Here is a 20,143-nt window from a genome sequence, read left to right on the forward strand (position 1 = left end):
GCCGCCGGTCACGCGTCCTTGCGGATCTCCACCACGCGGAAGCGGTTGGCCACGAACGCGCCGTCGCACAGCGCGGCGTTCGCCGCGGGGTTGCCGCCCGAGCCGTGGAAGTCGGAGAACGCCGCCGTCTGGTTCACATAGACCCCGCCCGTGAGGTTGAGGGACAGCTGGGCGCACTCCTCGAGGCAGGTCTCCTCCACGGCGGCGGAGAGCTCTTGCGACGTCGTGTAGGCCCCGACGGTCATCGCTCCCTTGTCGCGCACCGTGCGGCGCAGCAGCTCCACGGCGTCGGCCGCCGAGTCGACGGCGACCGCGAAGGAGACCGGGCCGAAGCACTCGCTGAGGTAGGCCGCCTCGGCGTCCGGCTTGGCGCCGTCCAGCTTGACGATCACGGGGGTGCGGACCACGGCGTCCGGGAACTCCGGGTTGGCGATCTCCCGGGAGGGCAGGGCGACTTCGCCGAGCCCTGCGGCCGCTTCCAGGCGGGACTTCACGTCTGGGTTGACCAGGGCGCCGAGGATGCCGTTCGCCCGCGCGTCGTCGCCGAGCAGGCCGCTCACCGAGGCGGCGAGATCGGCCACCACGTCGTCGTAGGACTTGGTGCCCGCGTCCGTCTCGATGCCGTCGCGGGGGATCAGCAGGTTCTGCGGCGTGGTGCACATCTGGCCGCTGTACAGCGACAGGGAGAAGGCGAGGTTGGCCAGCATCCCCTTGTAGTCGTCCGTCGACTCCACGACGACGGTGTTGACGCCGGCCTTCTCGGTGTAGACCTGCGCCTGGCGGGCGTTGGCCTCCAGCCAGTCGCCGAACGCCGTCGATCCCGTGTAGTCGATGATCTTGATCTCGGGGCGGACGGCGAGGGCCTTGGCGATGCCCTCGCCCGGCCGCTCGGCGGCGAGGCACACCAGGTTCGGGTCGAAGCCGTTCTCCGCGAGGACCTCACGGGCGACGCGCACTGTCAGCGCCAGCGGCAGGACCGCGCGCGGGTGGGGCTTGACCAGGACGGGGTTGCCGGTCGCCAGGGAGGCGAACAGGCCCGGGTAGCCGTTCCACGTCGGGAAGGTGTTGCAGCCGATCAGGAGCGAGATGCCGCGCGCGACGGGCGTGAAGCGCTTGGTGAGCGCCAGCGGGTCGCGCTTGCCCTGGGGCTTGGTCCACTCCGCGGCGTCGGGCGTGCGGGACTGCTCCTCGTACGCGTACGCGACGGCTTCCAGGCCGCGGTCCTGGGCGTGCGGCCCGCCGGCCTGGAAGGCCATCATGAAGGCCTGGCCGCTGGTGTGCATGACCGCGTGCGCGAACTCGTGCGTCCGGGCGCTGATCCGGGACAGGATCTCCAGACAGACGATCGCGCGCGTCTCCGCGCCCGCCTCGCGCCAGGCGCGCATCCCGGCACGCATCGCAGGCAGGAGGGTGTCGATGTCCGGGTGCGGGTACGTGATACCCAACTCGGGGCCGTACGGCGAGACTTCGCCGCCCACCCAGTCGTCCGTGCCGGGCTGGTCGAGGTCGAAGCGGGTGCCCTGGAGGGTGTCGAAGGCGGCCTTGCCCTCGGGCAGGCTCAGGCTGCCGTTCTCCCCGTAGGCCTTGGGGTGCTCGGGGTGGGGGGACCAGTACGCGCGCGAGCGGATGGTCTCCAGCGCCTGGTCGAGGGTGGGCCGGTGCTTGGCGATCAGCTGGTGCGCGGTGGGTTCGGCGGCCATGACGGGACCAACTCCTCCTCGGGCGGCTCTACCTCGAGCCGGCGAGCTGGGCAGGGACGGTGGGCAGGAACGCTCTGACAGGGCTAGAGTAACCGAACGATCGGTCGGGACAAGAGGGTCTGCCGAACCTGTGGACAACTTCTTCACGGCCACCCCCGGACCCCGCGGCCGACGGGCCGTGCGGGAGGATCGCGAACATGACAGCACTCGAGCTCAGCAGCGCCGTTGCCGTGGTCGGTACCGGGACCATGGGGCAGGGCATCGCCCAGGTCGCCCTGGTCGCGGGCCACCCCGTGCTGCTGTACGACGCCGCGCCCGGCCGCGCGAAGGCGGCCGCCGACGCGATCGGTGCGCGCCTGGACCGGCTCGTCGAGAAAGGGCGCCTCACGGCCGATGACCGCGCCGCTGCGGGCGCTCGGCTGACCCCCGCCCAGAGCCTCGCGGAGCTCGCCGGCTGCGGCCTCGTCGTCGAGGCGATCCTGGAACAATTGGACGTCAAGCAGGGCCTGTTCCAGGACCTCGAGGACGTCGTCGCCGAGGACTGTCTGCTCGCCACCAACACCTCGTCCCTCTCGGTGACCGCCATCGCCGGCCCGCTGCGCGTGCCCGGCCGCTTCGTGGGCCTGCACTTCTTCAACCCGGCGCCGCTGCTCCCCCTCGTCGAGGTCGTCAGCGGCTTCGCGACGGATACGGCGGCTGCCACGCGCGCGTACGAGACGGCGAAGGCCTGGGGCAAGACCTCGGTGCGCTGCGCGGACACCCCCGGCTTCATCGTCAACCGCGTCGCCCGGCCCTTCTACGCCGAGGCGCTGCGCCTGTACGAGGAGCGGGTCGCCGACCCCGCCACGATCGACGCCGTGCTGCGCGAGTGCGGCGGCTTCAAGATGGGCCCCTTCGAGCTCACCGACCTGATCGGGCAGGACGTCAACGAGGCCGTCACGCGCTCCGTGTGGGAGTCCTTCTTCCAGGACCCCAAGTTCACGCCGTCGCTGGCGCAGCGCCGCCTCGTGGAGTCCCGCCGCCTGGGCCGGAAGTCGGGGCAGGGCTGGTACGCGTACGGGGACGACGTCCCGCGCGCGGAGCCGCACACCGCGCCCGCCGAGAAGGCCCCGGCCTCCGTCACCGTCCACGGCGACCTCTTCCCGGCCGACGCGCTCCCCGGCCTGATCGCCGAGGCGGGGATCCGGGTCGGCCGCGGCAAGGGCGTCCCCAGCGGCCCCGGCCACCTCGAGCTGTCCGACGGCTCCCACCTGGCCCTGGCCGACGGCACGGCCCCCGACGCCGCCGCGGAGCCCACGATCCACTTCGACCTCGCGCTGGACTATCGCGCCGCCACCCGGATCGCGCTCTCGCCGTCCGGCAGGGTGAGCGAGCAGGCCCTGAAGGAGGCGATCGGCCTCTTCCAGGCGCTCGGCAAGAAGGTCAGCGTCATCGGGCACGCTCCAGGGATGATCGTGGCCCGCACGGTGTGGATGCTGGTCGACTTCGCCCTCGACGCCGTGGGTCGCGAGGCGGCCGTCGCCGAGGACGTCGACACCGCCATGCGGCTCGGCGTCAACTACCCGCTCGGGCCGCTGGAATGGGGCCGCGGGCTCACCGCGTACCGGGTGGCCGAGGCGCTCGACGTGCTGCACGACGAGTACCCCACCGGGCGTTACGCGCCCTCCCAGGCACTGCGGCGCCAGGCCGTGCGAGAGGAGTACTCATGACCACCGCCCGGCGGGACACCTACACCCCGGAGACGCTGCTGAGCGTGGCCGTCCGGGTCTTCAACGAGCGGGGCTACGACGGCACCTCCATGGAGCACCTCTCCAAGGCGGCCGGCATCTCCAAGTCCTCGATCTACCACCACGTGGCGGGCAAGGAGGAGCTGCTCCGGCGGGCGGTGAGCCGGGCCCTGGACGGACTCTTCGGGATCCTCGACGAGGAGCACGCGCGCGTGGGGCGTGCGGTGGAGCGTCTGGAGTACGTGACGCGGCGCACCGTCGAGGTCCTGGTCGCCGAAGTTCCGTACGTGACCCTGCTGTTGCGTGTGCGCGGCAACACGGACACCGAGCGCTGGGCCCTGGAGCGGCGCAGGGAGTTCGACCAGCAGGTGGCCGAGCTCTTCAAGGAAGCCGTCGCCGACGGCGATCTCCGGTCCGACGTCGACCTGCGCCTGGCCACCCGGCTGCTCTTCGGAATGATCAACTCCATCGTGGAGTGGTACCGGCCGGAGAGCCGGGGTGCCGCCAACGGCGAGCAGATCGCCGACGCGGTCGTGCAGTTGGCCTTCGCGGGGCTGCGCACCGACCGCTGACGTCCGCCGGCGGGGTCAGCGCTCCGGCTCCATGTCGTCCTCCTCGAAGACCAGCAGCGTCCGCGTGCTGAGCACTTCGGGGATGGACTGGAGCCGGGTGAGCACCAGCTCCCGCAGGGCGCGGTTGTCCGGCGTGTGCACCAGGAGCAGTACGTCGAAGTCACCACTGACCAACGCGATGTGGGACGCACCGGGGAGTGCGCGCAGATGCTCGCGCACCGTACGCCAGGTGTTCTGGACGATCTTGAGCGTGATGTACGCGGACGCGCCCTGCCCGGCGCGCTCGTGATTGATCCGCGCCCCGAACCCCCGGATGACGCCGTCGTCGATGAGGCGGTTGATGCGGGCGTAGGCGTTGGCGCGCGAGACATGGACGCGCTCGGCCACGGAGCGTATCGACGCGCGACCGTCCGTGTGGAGGATCTGCAGGATGGCGCGGTCGATGTCGTCCAGCGGTCGGGGCTCGGGAACCGGCTGCTCCGACGTCGTGCGCGGTTCGGGCAGCCGGGGCTCGGGGAGCCGGGCGTCCGGGGGGCGGGGCGCGGAGGTCCTGAGCTCCGGACGGTCGCCGTCCTGCCCGTCGGCCATTCGTTCAGATGCCATGTCCCCCCGCCTCCCTACCATGGACGTACTGCATCCATCCCAGGCTGTGCAGAACCGTTTGTCCACAGCCTGGCGGTGCCTGTAGCCAAAATGTGCCGACGACCGAACAATCGGTAGGTGAGGCGCATCACACCGACCGCGCCTCTTTTACCGCTCCCACGAGGAGACCGCCTTCCCCAGGAGGTGCCGTCATGACGGTCATGGAGAAGCGGGGCGCCCACCGGCCCACCCCGCCCCCCGCTTGGCAGCCCAGGACCGACCCCGCGCCGCTGCTGCCGGACGCGGAGCCGTACCGCGTCCTCGGTACGCCGGCCGCCGAGAAGGCCGATCCGGGGCTGCTGCGCCGGCTGTACGCGGAGCTGGTGCGCGGGCGCCGTTACAACACGCAGGCGACGGCTCTCACGAAGCAGGGCAGGCTCGCGGTCTACCCGTCGAGCACCGGGCAGGAGGCGTGCGAGATAGCGGCCGCGCTGGCCCTGGAGGAGCGGGACTGGCTCTTTCCCAGCTACCGGGACACGCTCGCCGTGGTCGCCCGCGGCCTCGACCCGGCGCGCGCGCTGACGCTGCTGCGCGGCGACTGGCACACCGGATACGACCCGCGCGAGCACCGCACGGCGCCCCTGAGCACCCCGCTCGCGACCCAGCTGCCGCACGCGGTGGGTCTCGCGCACGCCGCCCGGCTCAAGGGCGACGACGTGGTCGCGCTCGCCATGGTCGGTGACGGCGGCACCAGCGAGGGCGACTTCCACGAGGCGCTGAACTTCGCCGCGGTGTGGCGGGCCCCCGTGGTCTTCCTCGTGCAGAACAACGGCTTCGCGATCTCCGTGCCGCTCGCCAAGCAGACCGCGGCCCCCTCCCTCGCCCACAAGGCCGTCGGGTACGGCATGCCGGGGCGCCTGGTGGACGGCAACGACGCGGTGGCGATGCACGACGTGCTGAGCGAAGCGGTCTCCCGCGCGCGGGCGGGCGGCGGGCCGACGCTCGTCGAGGCCGTCACGTACCGCATGGAGGCGCACACCAACGCCGACGACGCCACGCGGTACCGCGAGGACGCCGATGTCGAGGCCTGGCGTGACCACGACCCGATCCTGCTCCTGGAGCGGGAGCTCACGGAGCGCGGACTCCTGGACGACGACATCAAGCGGCGGACGGCCGACGACGCGGAGGCCATGGCGGCCGGCCTGCGCGAGCGCATGAACCAGGAAGCCGTCCTCGACCCGATGGACCTCTTCACGCACGTGTACGCCGAGCAGACCTCCCAACTCCGGGAGCAGGCGGACCAGTTGCGCGCGGAGCTGGAAGCGGCCTCGGAAGCGGCCGAGGAGGAAACGCGATGACCACGGTCGCGGCGCAGCCCGCCACCAAACCGGCCACCATGGCGCAGGCGCTCGGACGCGCGCTGCGGGACTCCATGGCCGAGGATTCCTCGGTGCACGTCCTCGGTGAGGACGTCGGGGCGCTCGGCGGGGTCTTCCGGGTCACCGACGGCCTGGCCGAGGAGTTCGGCGAGGACCGCTGCACGGACACGCCGCTGGCCGAGGCGGGCATCCTCGGGACGGCCGTCGGCATGGCGATGTACGGGCTGCGGCCCGTCGTCGAGATGCAGTTCGACGCGTTCGCCTATCCCGCCTTCGAGCAGCTGATCTCGCACGTGGCGCGGATGCGCAACCGCACGCGGGGCGCCATGCCGCTGCCCATCACGGTGCGCGTGCCCTACGGCGGCGGCATCGGCGGCGTCGAGCACCACAGCGACTCCTCCGAGGCGTACTACATGGCGACGCCCGGGCTGCACGTGGTCACGCCCGCCACGGTGGACGACGCCTACGGGCTGTTGCGCGCCGCCATCGCCTCCGACGACCCGGTGGTCTTCCTGGAGCCGAAGCGCCTGTACTGGTCGAAGGCCGACTGGAACCCGGACGCCCCGCGCCCCGTGGAGCCGATAGGCCGCGCGGTCGTGCGGCGCACCGGACGCAGCGCCACGCTCATCACGTACGGGCCGTCCGTGCCCGTCTGCCTGGAGGCGGCCGAGGCCGCGCGCGCGGAGGGCTGGGACCTGGAAGTGGTCGACCTGCGCTCGCTGGTGCCCTTCGACGACGAGACGGTCGCCGCGTCGGTGCGGCGCACCGGCCGCGCGGTGGTCGTGCACGAGTCGAACGGCTTCGGCGGGCCCGGCGGAGAGATCGCCGCGCGGGTCACCGAGCGGTGTTTCCACCACCTGGAGGCGCCGGTGCTGCGCGTCGCGGGCTTCGACATCCCGTATCCGCCGCCCATGCTGGAGAAGCACCACCTTCCGGGCGTGGACCGGATCCTGGACGCGGTCGCGCGGCTGCAGTGGGAGGCGGAGAGCTGATGGCCCAGGTCCTTGAGTTCAAGCTGCCCGACCTCGGAGAGGGGCTGACCGAGGCGGAGGTCGTCCGCTGGCTGGTCGAGGTGGGCGACGTCGTGGCCGTCGACCAGCCGGTCGTCGAGGTCGAGACGGCCAAGGCGATGGTCGAGGTGCCGTGTCCCTACGGGGGCGTGGTGACGGCCCGCTTCGGTGAGGAGGGCACGGAACTGCCCGTCGGAGCACCGCTGTTGACGGTCGCCGTGGGGGCGGCGGCCGGGGCGGGCGCGATGCCGGGGGCGGACGCCGGGGACGGACCGGGGACGCTCCCGTCCCGAGTGCCGGAGGAGCCCGCCGAGCGCGCGCTGCAGACGGCGGCCGAGGAGTCCTCCGGCAACGTCCTCGTCGGATACGGCACGGGGGCGGCCCCCGCGCGCCGGCGCAGGGTCCGGCCCGCGCGGCCCACGACTGCGCCACCGTCGGCCTCGCCAGTCGCTTCAGCTGCCTCAGCCGCCTCAGTCATTTCATCTGCTCCGGCCGCTCCGGCCACGCGCGCGGACGGGCCGATTCCGGTCATCTCTCCGCTCGTACGGAAGCTGGCCCGGGAGAACGGCGTGGATCTGCGGGCCCTGGTGGGTTCCGGTCCGGAGGGGCTGATCACGCGGGCCGACGTCGAGTCCGCTGTGGAGTCCGCCGTGGGGGCGGGCGCCGGCACGGTCGCGCGCGAGGCGCCGTACGCGCCGGGCGGCTCGTCGACCGCACCGTCGGCCGACCCCGAGACCCGCGGTCGCGCGGCCGCCGCCGAGGTGCGCCGGCAGGTGAGCGCGGCGCAGGAGTCCCACCACGCGGGGCCCGTGACCCGGCACGCGCTGACCGGCATCCGCGGCCTGGTCGCCGACAAGATGTCCCGCAGCCGGCGCGAGATACCGGAGGCCACCTGCTGGGTGGACGCCGACGCGACCGAACTGCTCGCGGCCCGCAAGGCCATGAACGCGGCGGTGACCGGGCGCGACGGCGAGCCGGGCGCGCAGAAGGTGTCGCTGCTCGCGCTGCTGGCCCGCATCAGCGTGGCCGCGCTGACCCGCTACCCGCTGCTCAACTCCTCCGTCGACATGGACGCGCGCGAGGTGCGGCAGTACGCCGACATCCACGTGGGCTTCGCTGCGCAGACCGACCGCGGCCTAGTCGTCCCGGTGGTGCGGCACTGCCAGACCCGCTCGACCGACTCGATCAACGCGGAGCTGATCCGCCTCACCGAGTCCGCCCGTGCGGGCACGCTCACCCCTGCGGAGCTCACCGGAGGGACCTTCACCCTCAACAACTACGGGGTGTTCGGGGTCGACGGCTCCACGCCGATCATCAACCACCCCGAGGCGGCGATGCTCGGAGTGGGCCGGATCGTGCCCAAGCCGTGGGTACACGAAGGGGAGTTGGCGGTGCGGCACGTGGTCCAGCTCTCGCTCACCTTCGACCACCGGGTGTGCGACGGCGGCACGGCGGGCGGTTTCCTGCGCCATGTGGCCGACTGCGTCGAGCAGCCTTCGGTGCTGTTGCGGTCGCTGTGAGGGAGGCAGGGGGATAGGGGGAGCAGGAGGGTGGCGGGCCTTGGGGCGCGCGTGCCCGGGATGTGCGGGGCGAGGGGGAGCGTGACGTAAGTCCCCTGCCCGTCGGGCCTTTCGCGGGGGTGGCATTGATCCTTCGTACGGCCATACTCAGTGGGTGACCACGAACGAGGGCGGTCCGCCGCTCGGGCCCGCCACGCCGTACGACGCCGTCGTGCTCGCCGGGGGCGGTGCCGCGCGGCTCGGCGGCGCGGACAAGCCGGGGGTGCGGGTCGGCGGGCGGGCGCTGATCGACCGGGTGCTGGCGGCCTGTTCCGACGCCGGCACCACCGTCGTCGTGGCGGCGCCGCGACCGACCGCGCGCCCTGTGGTGTGGGCCCGCGAGGAGCCCGCGGGCGGCGGGCCGCTGGCCGCACTGGACGCGGGCCTGCGGCACACCTCGGCGGAGTGGGTGGTGGTGCTCTCGGCCGACCTGCCGTTCCTGGAGGAGCGGACCGTGCGCCGGCTGCTGACCGCGCTGCGGGAGAGCGGTGCGGATGGCGCGGTCCTGACGGATCCCGACGGGCGCGACCAGCCGCTGGTCGCCGCGTACCGGCGGGAGGCGCTGCGCCGCGAGATGGACGCGATCGCTGCCGGCGCGGGGGTCGACGGGGGCGGCGCTCGCGCCGGGGCCGGTGGGCCCACCAGGTCCGCCCCCACCGCGACCCCTGCCACGGCCCCCGCCGTCGCCCCCACGGCCCCCGCCGCCCCCACGGCCCCCGCCGCCCTCACCGGACTGCCCCTGCGGCGGCTTACCGGGCGGCTTCGGTTGGTCAGGGTCGCTGACTCTCTCGCCGCTTTCGACTGCGACACCTGGGACGACATCGCCACCGCGCGGGCCCGCATCAGGGAGCATGGCAACGTGTTGGATGAATGGATTTCCGCAGTCAAGGACGAGCTGGGCATCGATCTCGATGTGGACACCGGCGCCCTCCTCGACCTCGCCCGCGACGCCGCGCACGGCGTGGCCAGGCCGGCGGCACCGCTGACCACGTTCCTCGTCGGATACGCGGCGGCGCAGGCCGCCGCGCGGGGCGGAGCGGCCGACGGCGCCGAGGCGGTGGCCGAGGCGACGCGCAAGGCCGTCGCGCTGGCGGCCCGCTGGGTGGACGAGGACCAGCAGGACGAGAAGTCCGGCGCGGGCCCCGAGTCCTCGTCCGGCGGCGCCAACCCCGGCACCGACCCCGACGCCGCCCCCGGCACCGACCCCGACGCCGCCCCCGGTGCACGACCGGACGCCCGATGACCGGGCAACCGGTGCCGGACGCCGAACTCGACGAGGCCCTCGCCCTGGTGAACGGTGATCGTGACCGTGACGCCCAGGGCGCCGCACCCCGGTCGGCCCCGACCCCGCCGCCCCCATCAGCCCCCTCGGCCCCATCAGCCTCTCCGACAACACCAGGCGCACCAGGAACCACCCCAGCCACCTCACCCGCCTCCCCCTCACCCGCCACCCCCACCGCGACCCCCACCGCCCCGCGCCCGTCCCCGGGCCCCGCAACCGGTGAGCACCGTGACATCACCCCCTGGCCCGCCGCCCGCGCCCGGGCGGAGCGAGCCGCGCCGCGCCCGGTGGCCGAGCCCGCCCCCGTCCCCCTGGACCGTGCCCTCGGCCTGATCCTGGCCGCGCCGCTCAGCGCCCTCACCGATCTGCCGTCCTTCGACACGTCCGCGATGGACGGCTGGGTCCTCGCGGGCCCCGGCCCCTGGGACGTACGGGCCGACGGCATCCTCGCCGGGCACGGCCGCCCGGACGCGCTCGGCTGCGGGCAGGCGGTGCGCATCGCGACGGGCGCCCGCATCCCGCCGGACGCCACCGCGGTCCTGCGCAGCGAACACGGCACCCTCGACGACAAGGGGCGCCTGCACGCCCGGCGCGAGGTGGTCACCGGGCAGGACATCCGCCCGCGCGGTCAGGAATGCCGGTCCGGCGACCATCTGCTGCCCGCCGGTGCGCTGGTCACCCCCGCCGTGCTCGGTCTGGCCGCGGCCGCCGGGTACGACACACTGGCGGTGGTCCGCAGGCCCCGCGCCGAAGTCCTCGTCCTGGGCGATGAGTTGCTGGCGTCCGGCCTCCCCCACGAGGGCCTCATCCGGGACGCGCTCGGCCCGATGCTGCCGCCGTGGCTGCACGCGCTGGGCGCCGACGTGACCGGGGTACGGCGGCTCGGGGACGACGCCGAGGCGCTCCGCGAGGCGATCGCCTCGTCCACCGCCGACCTGATCGTCACGACGGGTGGCACCGCGTCCGGGCCCGTCGACCACGTCCACCCGATCCTGTCCCGGGTCGGCGCCGACCTGCTCGTCGACGGGGTCGCGGTGCGTCCCGGGCACCCCATGCTGCTGGCCCGGGTGCGGCCCGGACAGCACCTCGTCGGGCTGCCCGGCAACCCGCTCGCCGCGGTCTCCGGGCTGCTGACGCTGGCCGAGCCCCTGCTGCGGATGCTCTCGGGGCGCGCGCCCGGCTGCGGCGGGCCCTCGACGTACACCGCTCCCCTGCGCGACGCGGTCCACGGACACCCGCACGACACCCGTCTCGTCCCGGTCACCCTGCGCGGCGAGCAGGCCGTGCCGCTGCACTTCAACGGTCCGGCGATGCTGCGCGGCATCGCGGCGGCCGACGGGCTGGCGGTCGTGCCGCCCGGCGGGGCGCGGGAGGGGCAGGAACTGGAGATCCTCGACCTGCCGTGGGCGGTGCCGGATGTGGGGACCGGGACGGGCACGTACGGTGTGCCGGGCCCGGGCCCGGCACAAGCGCGAGCCGGAGCACCCGGAGCCGGAGCCCCCGGAACCCCCGGAGTTGGAACCGGCGAAGCCGCACACGCACACGCAGCCGCAGACGGCGAGGAGCGTTTCACGTGAAACTTCCCGGGCATGACGCGATCGCGCGTCACCCCGAAGAGCAGCACACCACGTACCGGATCAAACTTCCCCGGCGCCGGGTCGAGCGTCCACTGCGCCAGGTCACCCGCCGTCTCGCGATGGCGCTGCTGGTGCTCGCTCTGACGACGTTCATAGTCTGGGTCGACCGTGTCGGCTATCACGACAACTCGGACAGCCGCGTCGACTTCCTCGACGCCGCGTACTACGCGACCGTCACGCTCTCCACCACGGGGTACGGCGACATCGTCCCGTACAGCGACAGCGCCCGGCTCACCAACATTCTGCTGATCACGCCGTTGCGCGTGCTCTTTCTGATCATCCTGGTCGGCACCACACTCGAAGTGCTCACGGAACGGACCCGCGAGGAATGGCGTCTGTCCCGCTGGAGGTCCAACTTGCGTGAACACACTGTCGTCGTCGGCTTCGGCACGAAGGGCCGGTCGGCGATCCAGACCGTCTGCGCGACCGGCCTGAAGCCGGAGCAGATCGTGGTGGTCGACCCCAGCGCGAAGGTCATCGACGCGGCCACGGCGGAGGGGTTCGCGGGCGTCATCGGCGACGCGACGCGCAGCGACGTGCTGCTCCGCGCCGAGGTGCAGCGGGCCCGCCAGATCATCATCGCGACGCAGCGGGACGACACGGCGGTCCTGGTCGCCCTCACCGCACGGCAGTTGAACCGCGGGGCGAAGATCGTGGCGGCGGTGCGCGAGGAGGAGAACGCGCCGCTGCTCCGGCAGTCCGGCGCCGACGCCGTCATCACCAGCGCCAGCGCCGCAGGCCGGCTGCTCGGTCTCTCCGTGCTGAGCCCGAGCGCGGGCATGGTCATGGAGGACCTGATCCAGCAGGGCAGCGGTCTCGACCTGGTCGAACGCCCGGTGATAAAGGCCGAGGTGGGGCTGAACGTGCGGGAGACGGACGACCTGGTGGTGAGTGTCGTACGGGGGCACCGGGTGCTCGGCTACGACGATCCGGCCGTGGGCAAGCTGGAGTTGACGGACCGCCTGATCACGATCGTGCGGGCCTCGCCGGGGACGGTGGTCGCACCGGACCTGAAGCCGATGCCGCCGAGCTGAGCCGGAGGTCCGGCCGACCGGAGCGGGAGCGCGCGGGGCGCCGCGGGCCGCCGCCCTGTGGGGAGCGGGGGACGCGAGTAGCCTCGCCAGCATGTATGCGATCACGATCCCCGAACCCGGCGGCCCCGAAGCGCTCGTATGGGCCGAGGTCCCCGATCCCGTGCCCGGCGAGGGCGAGGTGCTCGTCGAGGTGGCGGCAAGCGCCGTGAACCGTGCCGACCTGCTGCAGCGGCAGGGCTTCTACAACCCGCCGCCCGGCGCCTCCCCCTACCCCGGCCTGGAGTGCTCGGGCCGGATCACCGCCCTCGGCCCCGGGGTCTCCGGCTGGGCGGTCGGCGACGAGGTGTGCGCGCTGCTCTCCGGCGGCGGATACGCCGAGCAGGTCGCCGTGCCGGCCGGTCAGCTGCTGCCCGTGCCGGACGGCGTCGACCTCGTCACGGCGGCCGCGCTGCCCGAGGTCACCTCGACGGTGTGGTCCAACGTGTTCATGATTTCCCACCTGCGGCCCGGCGAGACGCTCCTCGCGCACGGCGGCTCCAGCGGCATCGGCACCATGGCGATCCAGCTCGCCAAGGCCGTCGGCGCGAAGGTCGCCGTCACGGCGGGCAGCAAGGAGAAGCTGGCGTTCTGCGGGGAGTTGGGGGCGGACGTCCTCATCAACTACCGCGAGCAGGACTTCGTCGAGGAGATCGAGCGGGCCACGGACGGGGCGGGCGCGGACGTCATCCTCGACAACATGGGCGCGAAGTACCTGGACCGGAACATCAAGGCGCTCGCGGTCAACGGGCGCCTCGCCATCATCGGCATGCAGGGCGGCGCCAAGGGCGAGCTCAACATCGGCGCGCTGCTCACCAAGCGGGGCGCCGTCACCGCGACGTCGCTGCGGGGGCGCCCGGCGGCGGAGAAGGCGGCCATCGTCGCGGCCGTACGGGAGCATGTGTGGCCGTTGATCGGCGGCGGGCATGTGCGGCCCGTCGTGGACCGGACGGTGCCGATGAGTGACGCCGGTGCGGCGCACCGGGTCCTGGAGGAGAGCGGACACATCGGCAAGGTGCTGTTGACCCGGTGACGTGAGGGCTGCCCTTGGGGGTGGTCCTTTGCGCGCGGTGACGAGGGGGCTTGCCCTTCGAGGTGGTCTTTCGGCTGCGGGGGTGTGGGGGCTGGTCGCGCGGTTCCCCGCGCCCCTGGGTGGTCCTCCCACCGTCACCCAGAAAGCTGACCTGGCCGAGATGCCGGATATGCGGCGACATGTGAGGCTTGTCACCAGCGTGCAGCGCATAGCGCACAGCGCAGCGGACCCGCGCACAGCGCAGCGGACCCGCGCACAGCGCAGCGGACCCGCGCACAGTGTGGCGCACGCTGTTGGTTCTGGCGGCCCGGTGACGGGAGGGGGTCCCGCGGTGAAGGCTTCATGGGCTGGACGGTGCGCGGTCCCGGTGGTGGGCGTGTTGCTCGCCGTCCTCACGGCGGTCGTGCCCGGTCTCGTCTCGTACGCGGCGGCACACCCCCCGCCGAGGCGTCCGGTCACCACCGTCGACGAGACCTCCCGTGCGGGCAGCAGACCGGGCGAAGGACGCGAGCGGCCCGGCCGGGCCAGGCCACCGCTCACGGACCTGCCCCAGGTGCCGCGGGTGCCCTACACGCCGCCGCGCCCCGCGCGGCCCGAGCCGGTCCCCGTCACGCTCCGGGACACCGCCTCCCAGCCGGCCGAGCGGCCGCCCGTGGGGCCCGTGCTGCCCAACCTGCGTGTCCTGCCCCTCGGCGGCGGCCTGCTCCTCATCGGCCTCGGCCTCGGCTTCCTCGGACTGCGGCTGCGGCGTGGCTGAGGGTGGATCAGTCGCGTATGGGGGCACCACCGATGTGTGATGGACGGGTACGAGAGAATGGCGGCATGGAGATGCCGAGGAACGAACGGTCGCCGGAGAGCCCCCAGGTCCTGGTCGTGGGCCAGGACGGAATGGCTCTCGGTGGCGGCGGAGACGACGAATCCCGCGAGGTTCCGGTGACGGAGATGGTCGAACAGCCGGCCAAGGTCATGCGCATCGGCAGCATGATCAAGCAGCTGCTGGAAGAAGTGCGGGCGGCTCCTCTCGACGAGGCGAGCCGGGTGCGGCTCAAGGAGATCCACGCCAGCTCGGTCAAGGAGCTGGAGGACGGCCTCGCCCCCGAGCTCGTCGAGGAGCTGGAGCGGCTCTCCCTGCCCTTCACGGACGAGTCGACGCCCAGCGACGCGGAACTGCGTATCGCGCAGGCCCAGTTGGTCGGCTGGCTCGAAGGCCTCTTCCACGGGATCCAGACGACGCTGTTCGCGCAGCAGATGGCGGCGCGGGCGCAGCTGGAGTCGATGCGGCGGGCCCTGCCGCCCGGCGTGGGCGGCGGCGACGAGGAGGACGAGCCGGGCGGCGGCCTCGCCGGCCGCTCGGGGGGCCCGTACCTCTAGGACTGACGGGACACTTCGCACGGAGAGGGGCTCGGTACGCGTAATGCGTACCGAGCCCCACTCCACACTGCCCTACTGCCCTACTGCCGACTACGTACGGCGAAAGCCTGCCGACTCCGTACGGCGACAGCGGGAGCCGTGCCCGTCAGGCCGGATTGCCCGTGGAGATGTCGAACTGGATGTCGAGGTCCTTCGGGTCGACCTCCGTGCCCTCCTTGGGGGACTGCCGCATGATGGTGTCCTGCCCGTAGGCGTTCTCGTCGACCTTGCGCTTGTCGTAGCTCCAGCCCGCCGCCTGCAGGCAGGAGAGGACCGACCGCCAGTCCTTGAACGTGAAGTCAGGGACCTTGATCTTGTTCTCGTCGTTGTAGCCCTTTTCGGGGTCCGTGCACTTCTCGGTCTCGATCGTCGCGTTGTGATCGGGCCCCTTGTGCCCCGCGACCGGCTGCTTCGACTTGTCGCCGCCGGCCTCCTTGTCGCCGTCGTCGTCACCGCTGAGGGAGACCGCGGCGATCAGGCCGCCGATGGCGAGCAGGGCCACGACGATCGAGCCGACGATCACCGGCATGTTCCGCTTGCCGCCGCCCGAGCCGTTCGCGGGCGACGTCGTCGTGGGCTGCGGCGAGAGGTTGTACGGCGGCGGGGTGTGCAGCCCCTGCGGTGCCCCCTGCTGCGGCGCGTACGCGTTGACCGGCGGCGGGGTCTGGTAGCCGTGCTGCTGCGGGTAGCCGTAGCCGGGTGTCGGCGCGGGGGCCGGGGTGGACGGGCCGTACTGGCCGGGGCCCGTCTGGTACGGGGTCTGGACCTGGCCGCTCTGCGGCAGCGACGTGTCGACCGGCGGGAAGACCGCCGCGCCCACGCCCGCGCCGCTCGCGGTCTGCGCGCCCGGCACGATGCTGGGGGCCGCCGCCTGGAAGGACTGCGCGACGCGCAGGCACTCGTCGCGCATGGCCTCCGCGGTGGGGAAGCGCTCGTTCGGGTTCTTCTTGAGCGCGCGGGCGACGATCGCGTCGACCGCGGGCGGCAGCGAACGGTTGATCGAGGAGGGGGCGACCGGCTCCTCCTGGACGTGCGCGTACGCGATGGCCAGCGGCGAGTCCGCCTCGAACGGCAGCCGGCCCGTCACCAGCTGGAAGAGCATGATGCCGACCGAGTAGAGGTCCGAGCGGGCGTCGACGCCGCGGCCCAGGGCCTGCTCGGGCGAGAGGTACTGCGGGGTGCCGACGACCATGCCGGTCTGGGTCATGGAGGTGACCCCGGACTGCATGGCGCGGGCGATGCCGAAGTCCATGACCTTCACGACGTTGCGCTTGGTCATCATGACGTTGCCGGGCTTGATGTCGCGGTGGACCAGGCCCATCTCGTGGCTGATCTCCAGCGCGGCCAGCACATCCGCGGTGATCTTCAGCGCCTGGTCGGTCGACATCGCGCCGAACTGCGTGACGGACGCGTCGAGCACGGAGCCGAGCGGCTTGCCCTCCACGTACTCCATGACGATGTACGGCATCGTCGCGCCGTCCAGTTCGTCCTCGCCGGTGTCGAAGACCGACACGATGTTGGTGTGCGTGAGCTTCGCCACCGACTGCGCCTCGCGGCGGAAGCGCTCGCGGAAGGACTGTTCGCGGCCCAGCTCGGTGTGGAGCGTCTTGACGGCGACCTGGCGGTCGAGCACGGTGTCGTAGGCGAGATGGACCGATGCCATGCCGCCCTCGCCGAGCAGATCACGCAGTTGGTAGCGGCCACCGGCCAGCGAACGCCCCGCGTACCGCCCCTGTGCGCCGTCCTGGCTGCTCATCTCGTGCGTCCCCCATCGGCGCGGCTGCCGGACGGCTCCGCGGCTGGTGATCGATTTACCGCCTATTCCAGGCCAAGTCTGCCCGAGGACGATGACGCGTCAAGCTCGGTGCCCGTTCCGTGACCGTACGCGCAAGAAGCGTCTCGGAAGCGTTACAAGTTTGCGCACGGGACCGTGCGGCGGCTTTGATGTCCGGTCCACCTCGAACCGGGGGGTGCCCCGAAGGCTGTAGCGTGGCCCGACGGAGTACCCCGTACCGCGACGTACTCAGTACCAAGTACCACGACCAGAAACGACGGCGAGGACTGATGGCACAGACGCAGCGCGCTCAGGGCCCGTCCGACCCCGAGGCGACTGGCGGCGGTATGTCAGACGCGCCCGAATTGTGGGGGAACGGCGGGCTCGTCGGCGATGGCCGATACCGGCTGACCCGCAGACTCGGCCGGGGCGGCATGGCCGAGGTGTTCGCGGCCGAGGACGTACGTCTCGGGCGCACCGTCGCGGTCAAGCTGCTCCGCTCCGACCTCGCCGAGGACCCGGTCTCCAAGGCCCGTTTCACGCGTGAGGCACAGTCCGTCGCGGGTCTGAACCATCACGCTGTGGTCGCGGTGTACGACTCCGGTGAAGACGTCGTCGGACCGAACGTCGTCCCGTACATCGTCATGGAGATCGTCGAGGGCCGGACGATCCGCGATCTGCTGATCAACGCGGAGGCCCCGGGCCCCGAGCAGGCGCTCATCATCGTCTCCGGCGTCCTGGAGGCGCTGGCCTATTCGCACCAGCACGGCATCGTGCACCGCGACATCAAGCCCGCCAACGTGATCATCACCGACACCGGCGCGGTGAAGGTGATGGACTTCGGCATCGCGCGCGCCCTGCACGGCGCGCAGTCGACGATGACCCAGACCGGCATGGTCATGGGCACCCCGCAGTACCTCTCGCCCGAGCAGGCGCTCGGCAAGGCCGTCGACCACCGCTCCGACCTGTACGCGACCGGCTGTCTGCTCTACGAACTCCTCGCGCTGCGGCCCCCGTTCACCGGTGAGACCCCGCTCTCCGTGGTCTACCAGCACGTCCAGGACCAGGCCGTGCCGCCGTCCGAGGTCTCCGACGCGTCGCCGCCGGAGCTGGACGGACTCGTCATGCGCTCCCTCGCCAAGGACCCGGACGACCGGTTCCAGACGGCCGAGGAGATGCGCGGACTCGTCCAGTACGGGCTGCAGATGCTGCACGAGCAGGGCAGCCACACGGGGACCTGGAACACCGGCCCCGTCGCCATGCACGAGGGCGGCAGCACCCCGGCCATGGGCGTGTCCGGCACCGCGGCGATGGCGCACCCGGACTCCGGGACCGCGCAGATCCCGAGCCCGATGCTGCGTCCGCCGGGCGACGACGGCGGCTTCGACGGCGGGCCGCGCGGCGGCCAGGGCGGCCGCGGCAAGATGTGGCTCTTCGCCGTGCTCGCGATCATCGCGATCGCGGTGGGCGTCGCGTTCGCGCTGAGCGCGACCGACGACAAGGACCACAAGGACCCGGGGCCGAAGACTCCCGCGACGAAGCACTCGCAGTCGAAGGAGCCGAGCAAGAGCGCGTCCGAGGACCCGACGGACGACGCCACGGACCCGGGCACGGAGACCGGCGGCGAGACGGACTACGACCCGCCGGCGACCGACCCGACCAACCCGACGAACCCGTCCACACGCCCGACGACGCCGTCCGGCGACCCGAGCACGCCGACCTCGCAGCCGAGCACGCAGGAGCCGACGAGCGACCCCACGAGCGACCCGACGGACGACCCCCCGGACCCCACCGAGCCGACGGGCGACGGCGGTGACGGGGACCCGGTGGGCGACGGGGGCGGCGACGGGGCCTGAGGGCCTGTCCGCACTCGTGTCGCCGGGCCGCTACCGCGTGCGCTGCAGCAGCCGGTCCCGGCCGGCCCGCACCGAGTGCACCGTGCTGAACTGCGGCTCTATCCGCAGGTAGACGGGGTCGAAGAGGACGCCGTCCACGAAGTGCGGCCCCGGGCCGAAGAGTTCGAGCTCCGCGTTGGTCGGCTCGACGCGCTCGCAGTAGCCGACGCACTGCACGGTCCACCGGCCCTCGGGGGCGTCCGCCGCGTCGAGGTTGTCCGCGCCGTACGCGACGACGCTGCCGACGCAGGCCCGGTGGTAGCCGTACCCCTTGTGCATGCGCAGCAGGATCGTGCCGCCCACCACGACGTGCCGGGCCGCCGCGAGGAAGGGCAGCGCGCGCATGCTGGTCGCGACCCTGCCGTAGTCGGTGCGGCTGAGCAGGTCGAAGGCGAGCTGTTCGTCGGTGGGCGTGGTGGGCATGCCCCCACCCTGGTCGATGGACGGGGTGTCGGGAAAGGGGATCCCGCCCCGTCGGCGGAGGACGTAAGTCCCGCAACCGTCAGCAGGACCGGGGCGTCAGTGCTTCTCCGCCTGCATCCGTGCCACGTACGCCGCCGCCTGCGAGCGCCGCTCCATGCCCAGCTTGGAGAGCAGGCTGGAGACGTAGTTCTTGATGGTCTTCTCCGCGAGGTGCAGCCGCTCGCCGATGACGCGGTTGGTCAGACCCTCGCCGATCAGGTCGAGGATCTTCCGCTCCTGCTCGGTGAGATTGGTCAGGCGGTCGTCGCCCTTGGCGTTGTTCCCGTCGCGCAGCCGCTCCAGGACCCGGGCGGTGGCCACGGGGTCGAGCAGGGACTTGCCGGCCGCCACGTCCCGCACGGCGGTCAGCAGCTCGTTGCCGCGGATGGCCTTGAGGACATAACCGGAGGCACCGGCCATGATCGCGTCGAAGAGCGCCTCGTCGTCGGCGAACGAGGTGAGCATCAGGCATTTGATGTCCTCGTTCTGCGAGCGGATCTCGCGGCACACCTCGACACCGCTGCCGTCCGGCAGGCGCACGTCGAGCACGGCCACGTCGGGCCGGGTCGCGGGGATCCTGACCAGGGCGTCCGCCGCGGTGCCGGCTTCGCCGACGACCTCGATGTCGGACTCCACGGACAGCAGCTCATGGACTCCCCGTCGGACCACTTCATGATCGTCGAGGAGAAATACCGTAATTTTTCCGTCTTCGCGCACGGAGCCAGTCTCACACACGATCTCTTTCCGTGCCTGAGCGGAACCCTTCCCGTCGCCGGGGTGGCCGGGATAACGTGCCGGTGTTCCGGCCCCCTGCCAGGCTGTGATCAGTGCTGTGACCAGGAAGTGTTCCCGATTTTCTCGATTTACTCGGAAATCCGAGCAGTCACGCCCGTGGCCGTTTACTTGGAAATCCAAGCAAATTCGCAGGTCAGATGGGGTTTCACAGAAATGGGAAGCACTGGGTAACGTGTTTTGTGCAGGGCGTTCGCCGGGGCACCTGTCACGCCTGTTCCCGGCCGAGTCGCACCCACCCCGTGCGCGGGCACGGACA

General features: G+C 72.3%; 16 protein-coding genes and 1 pseudogene. 12 read left to right on the forward strand and 5 right to left on the reverse strand.

The annotated features are described in order from the left end of the window. Positions 1 to 8 precede the first annotated feature (8 nt). Entirely contained in the window at positions 9 to 1,700 is a 1,692-nt protein-coding gene (gene paaN / locus ACZ6B8_RS13875; protein ID WP_471607347.1) for a phenylacetic acid degradation protein PaaN, read from the reverse strand. Between the two features lie 197 nt (positions 1,701 to 1,897). Here paaN and ACZ6B8_RS13880 point away from each other — a divergent pair, with 197 nt between their 5' ends. Further along, the gene (locus tag ACZ6B8_RS13880; protein ID WP_471607348.1) at positions 1,898 to 3,409 is read left to right on the forward strand and encodes a 3-hydroxyacyl-CoA dehydrogenase; all 1,512 of its coding nucleotides are present in this window, start codon (positions 1,898 to 1,900) and stop codon (positions 3,407 to 3,409) included. Next, entirely contained in the window at positions 3,406 to 3,999 is a 594-nt protein-coding gene (locus ACZ6B8_RS13885; RefSeq protein WP_471088643.1) for a TetR/AcrR family transcriptional regulator, read from the forward strand. Before ACZ6B8_RS13880 ends, ACZ6B8_RS13885 begins: the two co-directional genes overlap by 4 nt. Positions 4,000 to 4,014: 15 nt before the next feature. Here ACZ6B8_RS13885 and ACZ6B8_RS13890 read toward each other — a convergent pair whose 3' ends face one another. Beyond that, positions 4,015 to 4,602 carry an Lrp/AsnC family transcriptional regulator gene (locus ACZ6B8_RS13890; protein WP_471088645.1) on the reverse strand — a complete coding sequence of 196 codons (588 nt, stop codon included), beginning with the start codon at positions 4,600 to 4,602 and terminating at the stop codon, positions 4,015 to 4,017. Between the two features lie 191 nt (positions 4,603 to 4,793). On the opposite strand from ACZ6B8_RS13890, the gene pdhA reads away from it, so the two are divergent. The 9 genes and pseudogenes from pdhA to ACZ6B8_RS13935 all read left to right on the forward strand — a co-directional run bounded on the left by pdhA (position 4,794) and on the right by ACZ6B8_RS13935 (position 14,922). After that, positions 4,794 to 5,939, forward strand: coding sequence for a pyruvate dehydrogenase (acetyl-transferring) E1 component subunit alpha (gene pdhA, locus ACZ6B8_RS13895; protein ID WP_471088646.1), 1,146 nt, complete (start codon positions 4,794 to 4,796; stop codon positions 5,937 to 5,939). Then, a complete protein-coding gene (locus ACZ6B8_RS13900) occupies positions 5,936 to 6,952 on the forward strand; it encodes an alpha-ketoacid dehydrogenase subunit beta (protein WP_471088648.1) in 1,017 nt (338 codons plus the stop codon). The genes pdhA and ACZ6B8_RS13900 overlap by 4 nt, the downstream gene beginning before the upstream one ends. Further along, complete coding sequence (locus tag ACZ6B8_RS13905) at positions 6,952 to 8,490, forward strand: dihydrolipoamide acetyltransferase family protein (RefSeq protein WP_471607349.1); 1,539 nt, start codon at positions 6,952 to 6,954, stop codon at positions 8,488 to 8,490. Before ACZ6B8_RS13900 ends, ACZ6B8_RS13905 begins: the two co-directional genes overlap by 1 nt. Positions 8,491 to 8,644: 154 nt before the next feature. Then, the gene (locus ACZ6B8_RS13910; RefSeq protein ID WP_471607350.1) at positions 8,645 to 9,772 is read left to right on the forward strand and encodes an NTP transferase domain-containing protein; all 1,128 of its coding nucleotides are present in this window, start codon (positions 8,645 to 8,647) and stop codon (positions 9,770 to 9,772) included. Beyond that, a pseudogene (locus tag ACZ6B8_RS13915) lies at positions 9,769 to 11,235 on the forward strand (molybdopterin molybdotransferase MoeA); the annotation flags it as partial. The gene ACZ6B8_RS13910 and the pseudogene ACZ6B8_RS13915, both read left to right, overlap by 4 nt. Positions 11,236 to 11,384: 149 nt before the next feature. Further along, the gene (locus ACZ6B8_RS13920) at positions 11,385 to 12,482 is read left to right on the forward strand and encodes a potassium channel family protein (protein WP_471088654.1); all 1,098 of its coding nucleotides are present in this window, start codon (positions 11,385 to 11,387) and stop codon (positions 12,480 to 12,482) included. 91 nt (positions 12,483 to 12,573) lie between these two features. Then, positions 12,574 to 13,551: an NAD(P)H-quinone oxidoreductase gene (locus ACZ6B8_RS13925; RefSeq protein WP_471088655.1), complete on the forward strand. Its 978-nt coding sequence runs from the start codon at positions 12,574 to 12,576 to the stop codon at positions 13,549 to 13,551. Positions 13,552 to 13,918: 367 nt separating this feature from the next. Continuing rightward, positions 13,919 to 14,308 carry a hypothetical protein gene (locus ACZ6B8_RS13930; RefSeq protein ID WP_471088657.1) on the forward strand — a complete coding sequence of 130 codons (390 nt, stop codon included), beginning with the start codon at positions 13,919 to 13,921 and terminating at the stop codon, positions 14,306 to 14,308. A gap of 65 nt (positions 14,309 to 14,373) precedes the next feature. Then, the gene (locus ACZ6B8_RS13935; RefSeq protein WP_471088659.1) at positions 14,374 to 14,922 is read left to right on the forward strand and encodes a bacterial proteasome activator family protein; all 549 of its coding nucleotides are present in this window, start codon (positions 14,374 to 14,376) and stop codon (positions 14,920 to 14,922) included. Between the two features lie 145 nt (positions 14,923 to 15,067). On the opposite strand, the gene ACZ6B8_RS13940 is transcribed toward ACZ6B8_RS13935, so the two are convergent. Further along, on the reverse strand, positions 15,068 to 16,717 hold the full coding sequence (locus ACZ6B8_RS13940; protein WP_471607351.1) for a protein kinase domain-containing protein: 1,650 nt from the start codon (positions 16,715 to 16,717) through the stop codon (positions 15,068 to 15,070). Between the two features lie 308 nt (positions 16,718 to 17,025). On the opposite strand from ACZ6B8_RS13940, the gene ACZ6B8_RS13945 reads away from it, so the two are divergent. Beyond that, positions 17,026 to 18,591, forward strand: a complete 1,566-nt coding sequence (locus ACZ6B8_RS13945) for a protein kinase domain-containing protein (RefSeq protein ID WP_471607352.1) — start codon at positions 17,026 to 17,028, stop codon at positions 18,589 to 18,591. Positions 18,592 to 18,621: 30 nt separating this feature from the next. On the opposite strand, the gene ACZ6B8_RS13950 is transcribed toward ACZ6B8_RS13945, so the two are convergent. Together ACZ6B8_RS13950 and ACZ6B8_RS13955 are read right to left on the reverse strand one after the other, a co-directional pair. After that, positions 18,622 to 19,053: a pyridoxamine 5'-phosphate oxidase family protein gene (locus tag ACZ6B8_RS13950; protein WP_471607353.1), complete on the reverse strand. Its 432-nt coding sequence runs from the start codon at positions 19,051 to 19,053 to the stop codon at positions 18,622 to 18,624. A 96-nt stretch (positions 19,054 to 19,149) separates the two neighbouring features. Then, the gene (locus tag ACZ6B8_RS13955) at positions 19,150 to 19,809 is read right to left on the reverse strand and encodes a response regulator (RefSeq protein WP_471607354.1); all 660 of its coding nucleotides are present in this window, start codon (positions 19,807 to 19,809) and stop codon (positions 19,150 to 19,152) included. Positions 19,810 to 20,143 lie beyond the last annotated feature (334 nt).

This window comes from Streptomyces sp. NPDC041122 (assembly GCF_055592445.1).

Coding starts and splice junctions, on each gene's coding strand:
- paaN (WP_471607347.1), bottom strand. CDS start 1,700: ATGGCCGCCGAACCCACCGCGCACCAGCTGATCGCCAAGCACCGGCCC.
- ACZ6B8_RS13880 (WP_471607348.1), top strand. CDS start 1,898: ATGACAGCACTCGAGCTCAGCAGCGCCGTTGCCGTGGTCGGTACCGGG.
- ACZ6B8_RS13885 (WP_471088643.1), top strand. CDS start 3,406: ATGACCACCGCCCGGCGGGACACCTACACCCCGGAGACGCTGCTGAGC.
- ACZ6B8_RS13890 (WP_471088645.1), bottom strand. CDS start 4,602: ATGGCATCTGAACGAATGGCCGACGGGCAGGACGGCGACCGTCCGGAG.
- pdhA (WP_471088646.1), top strand. CDS start 4,794: ATGACGGTCATGGAGAAGCGGGGCGCCCACCGGCCCACCCCGCCCCCC.
- ACZ6B8_RS13900 (WP_471088648.1), top strand. CDS start 5,936: ATGACCACGGTCGCGGCGCAGCCCGCCACCAAACCGGCCACCATGGCG.
- ACZ6B8_RS13905 (WP_471607349.1), top strand. CDS start 6,952: ATGGCCCAGGTCCTTGAGTTCAAGCTGCCCGACCTCGGAGAGGGGCTG.
- ACZ6B8_RS13925 (WP_471088655.1), top strand. CDS start 12,574: ATGTATGCGATCACGATCCCCGAACCCGGCGGCCCCGAAGCGCTCGTA.
- ACZ6B8_RS13935 (WP_471088659.1), top strand. CDS start 14,374: ATGGAGATGCCGAGGAACGAACGGTCGCCGGAGAGCCCCCAGGTCCTG.
- ACZ6B8_RS13940 (WP_471607351.1), bottom strand. CDS start 16,717: ATGAGCAGCCAGGACGGCGCACAGGGGCGGTACGCGGGGCGTTCGCTG.
- ACZ6B8_RS13945 (WP_471607352.1), top strand. CDS start 17,026: ATGGCACAGACGCAGCGCGCTCAGGGCCCGTCCGACCCCGAGGCGACT.
- ACZ6B8_RS13950 (WP_471607353.1), bottom strand. CDS start 19,053: ATGCCCACCACGCCCACCGACGAACAGCTCGCCTTCGACCTGCTCAGC.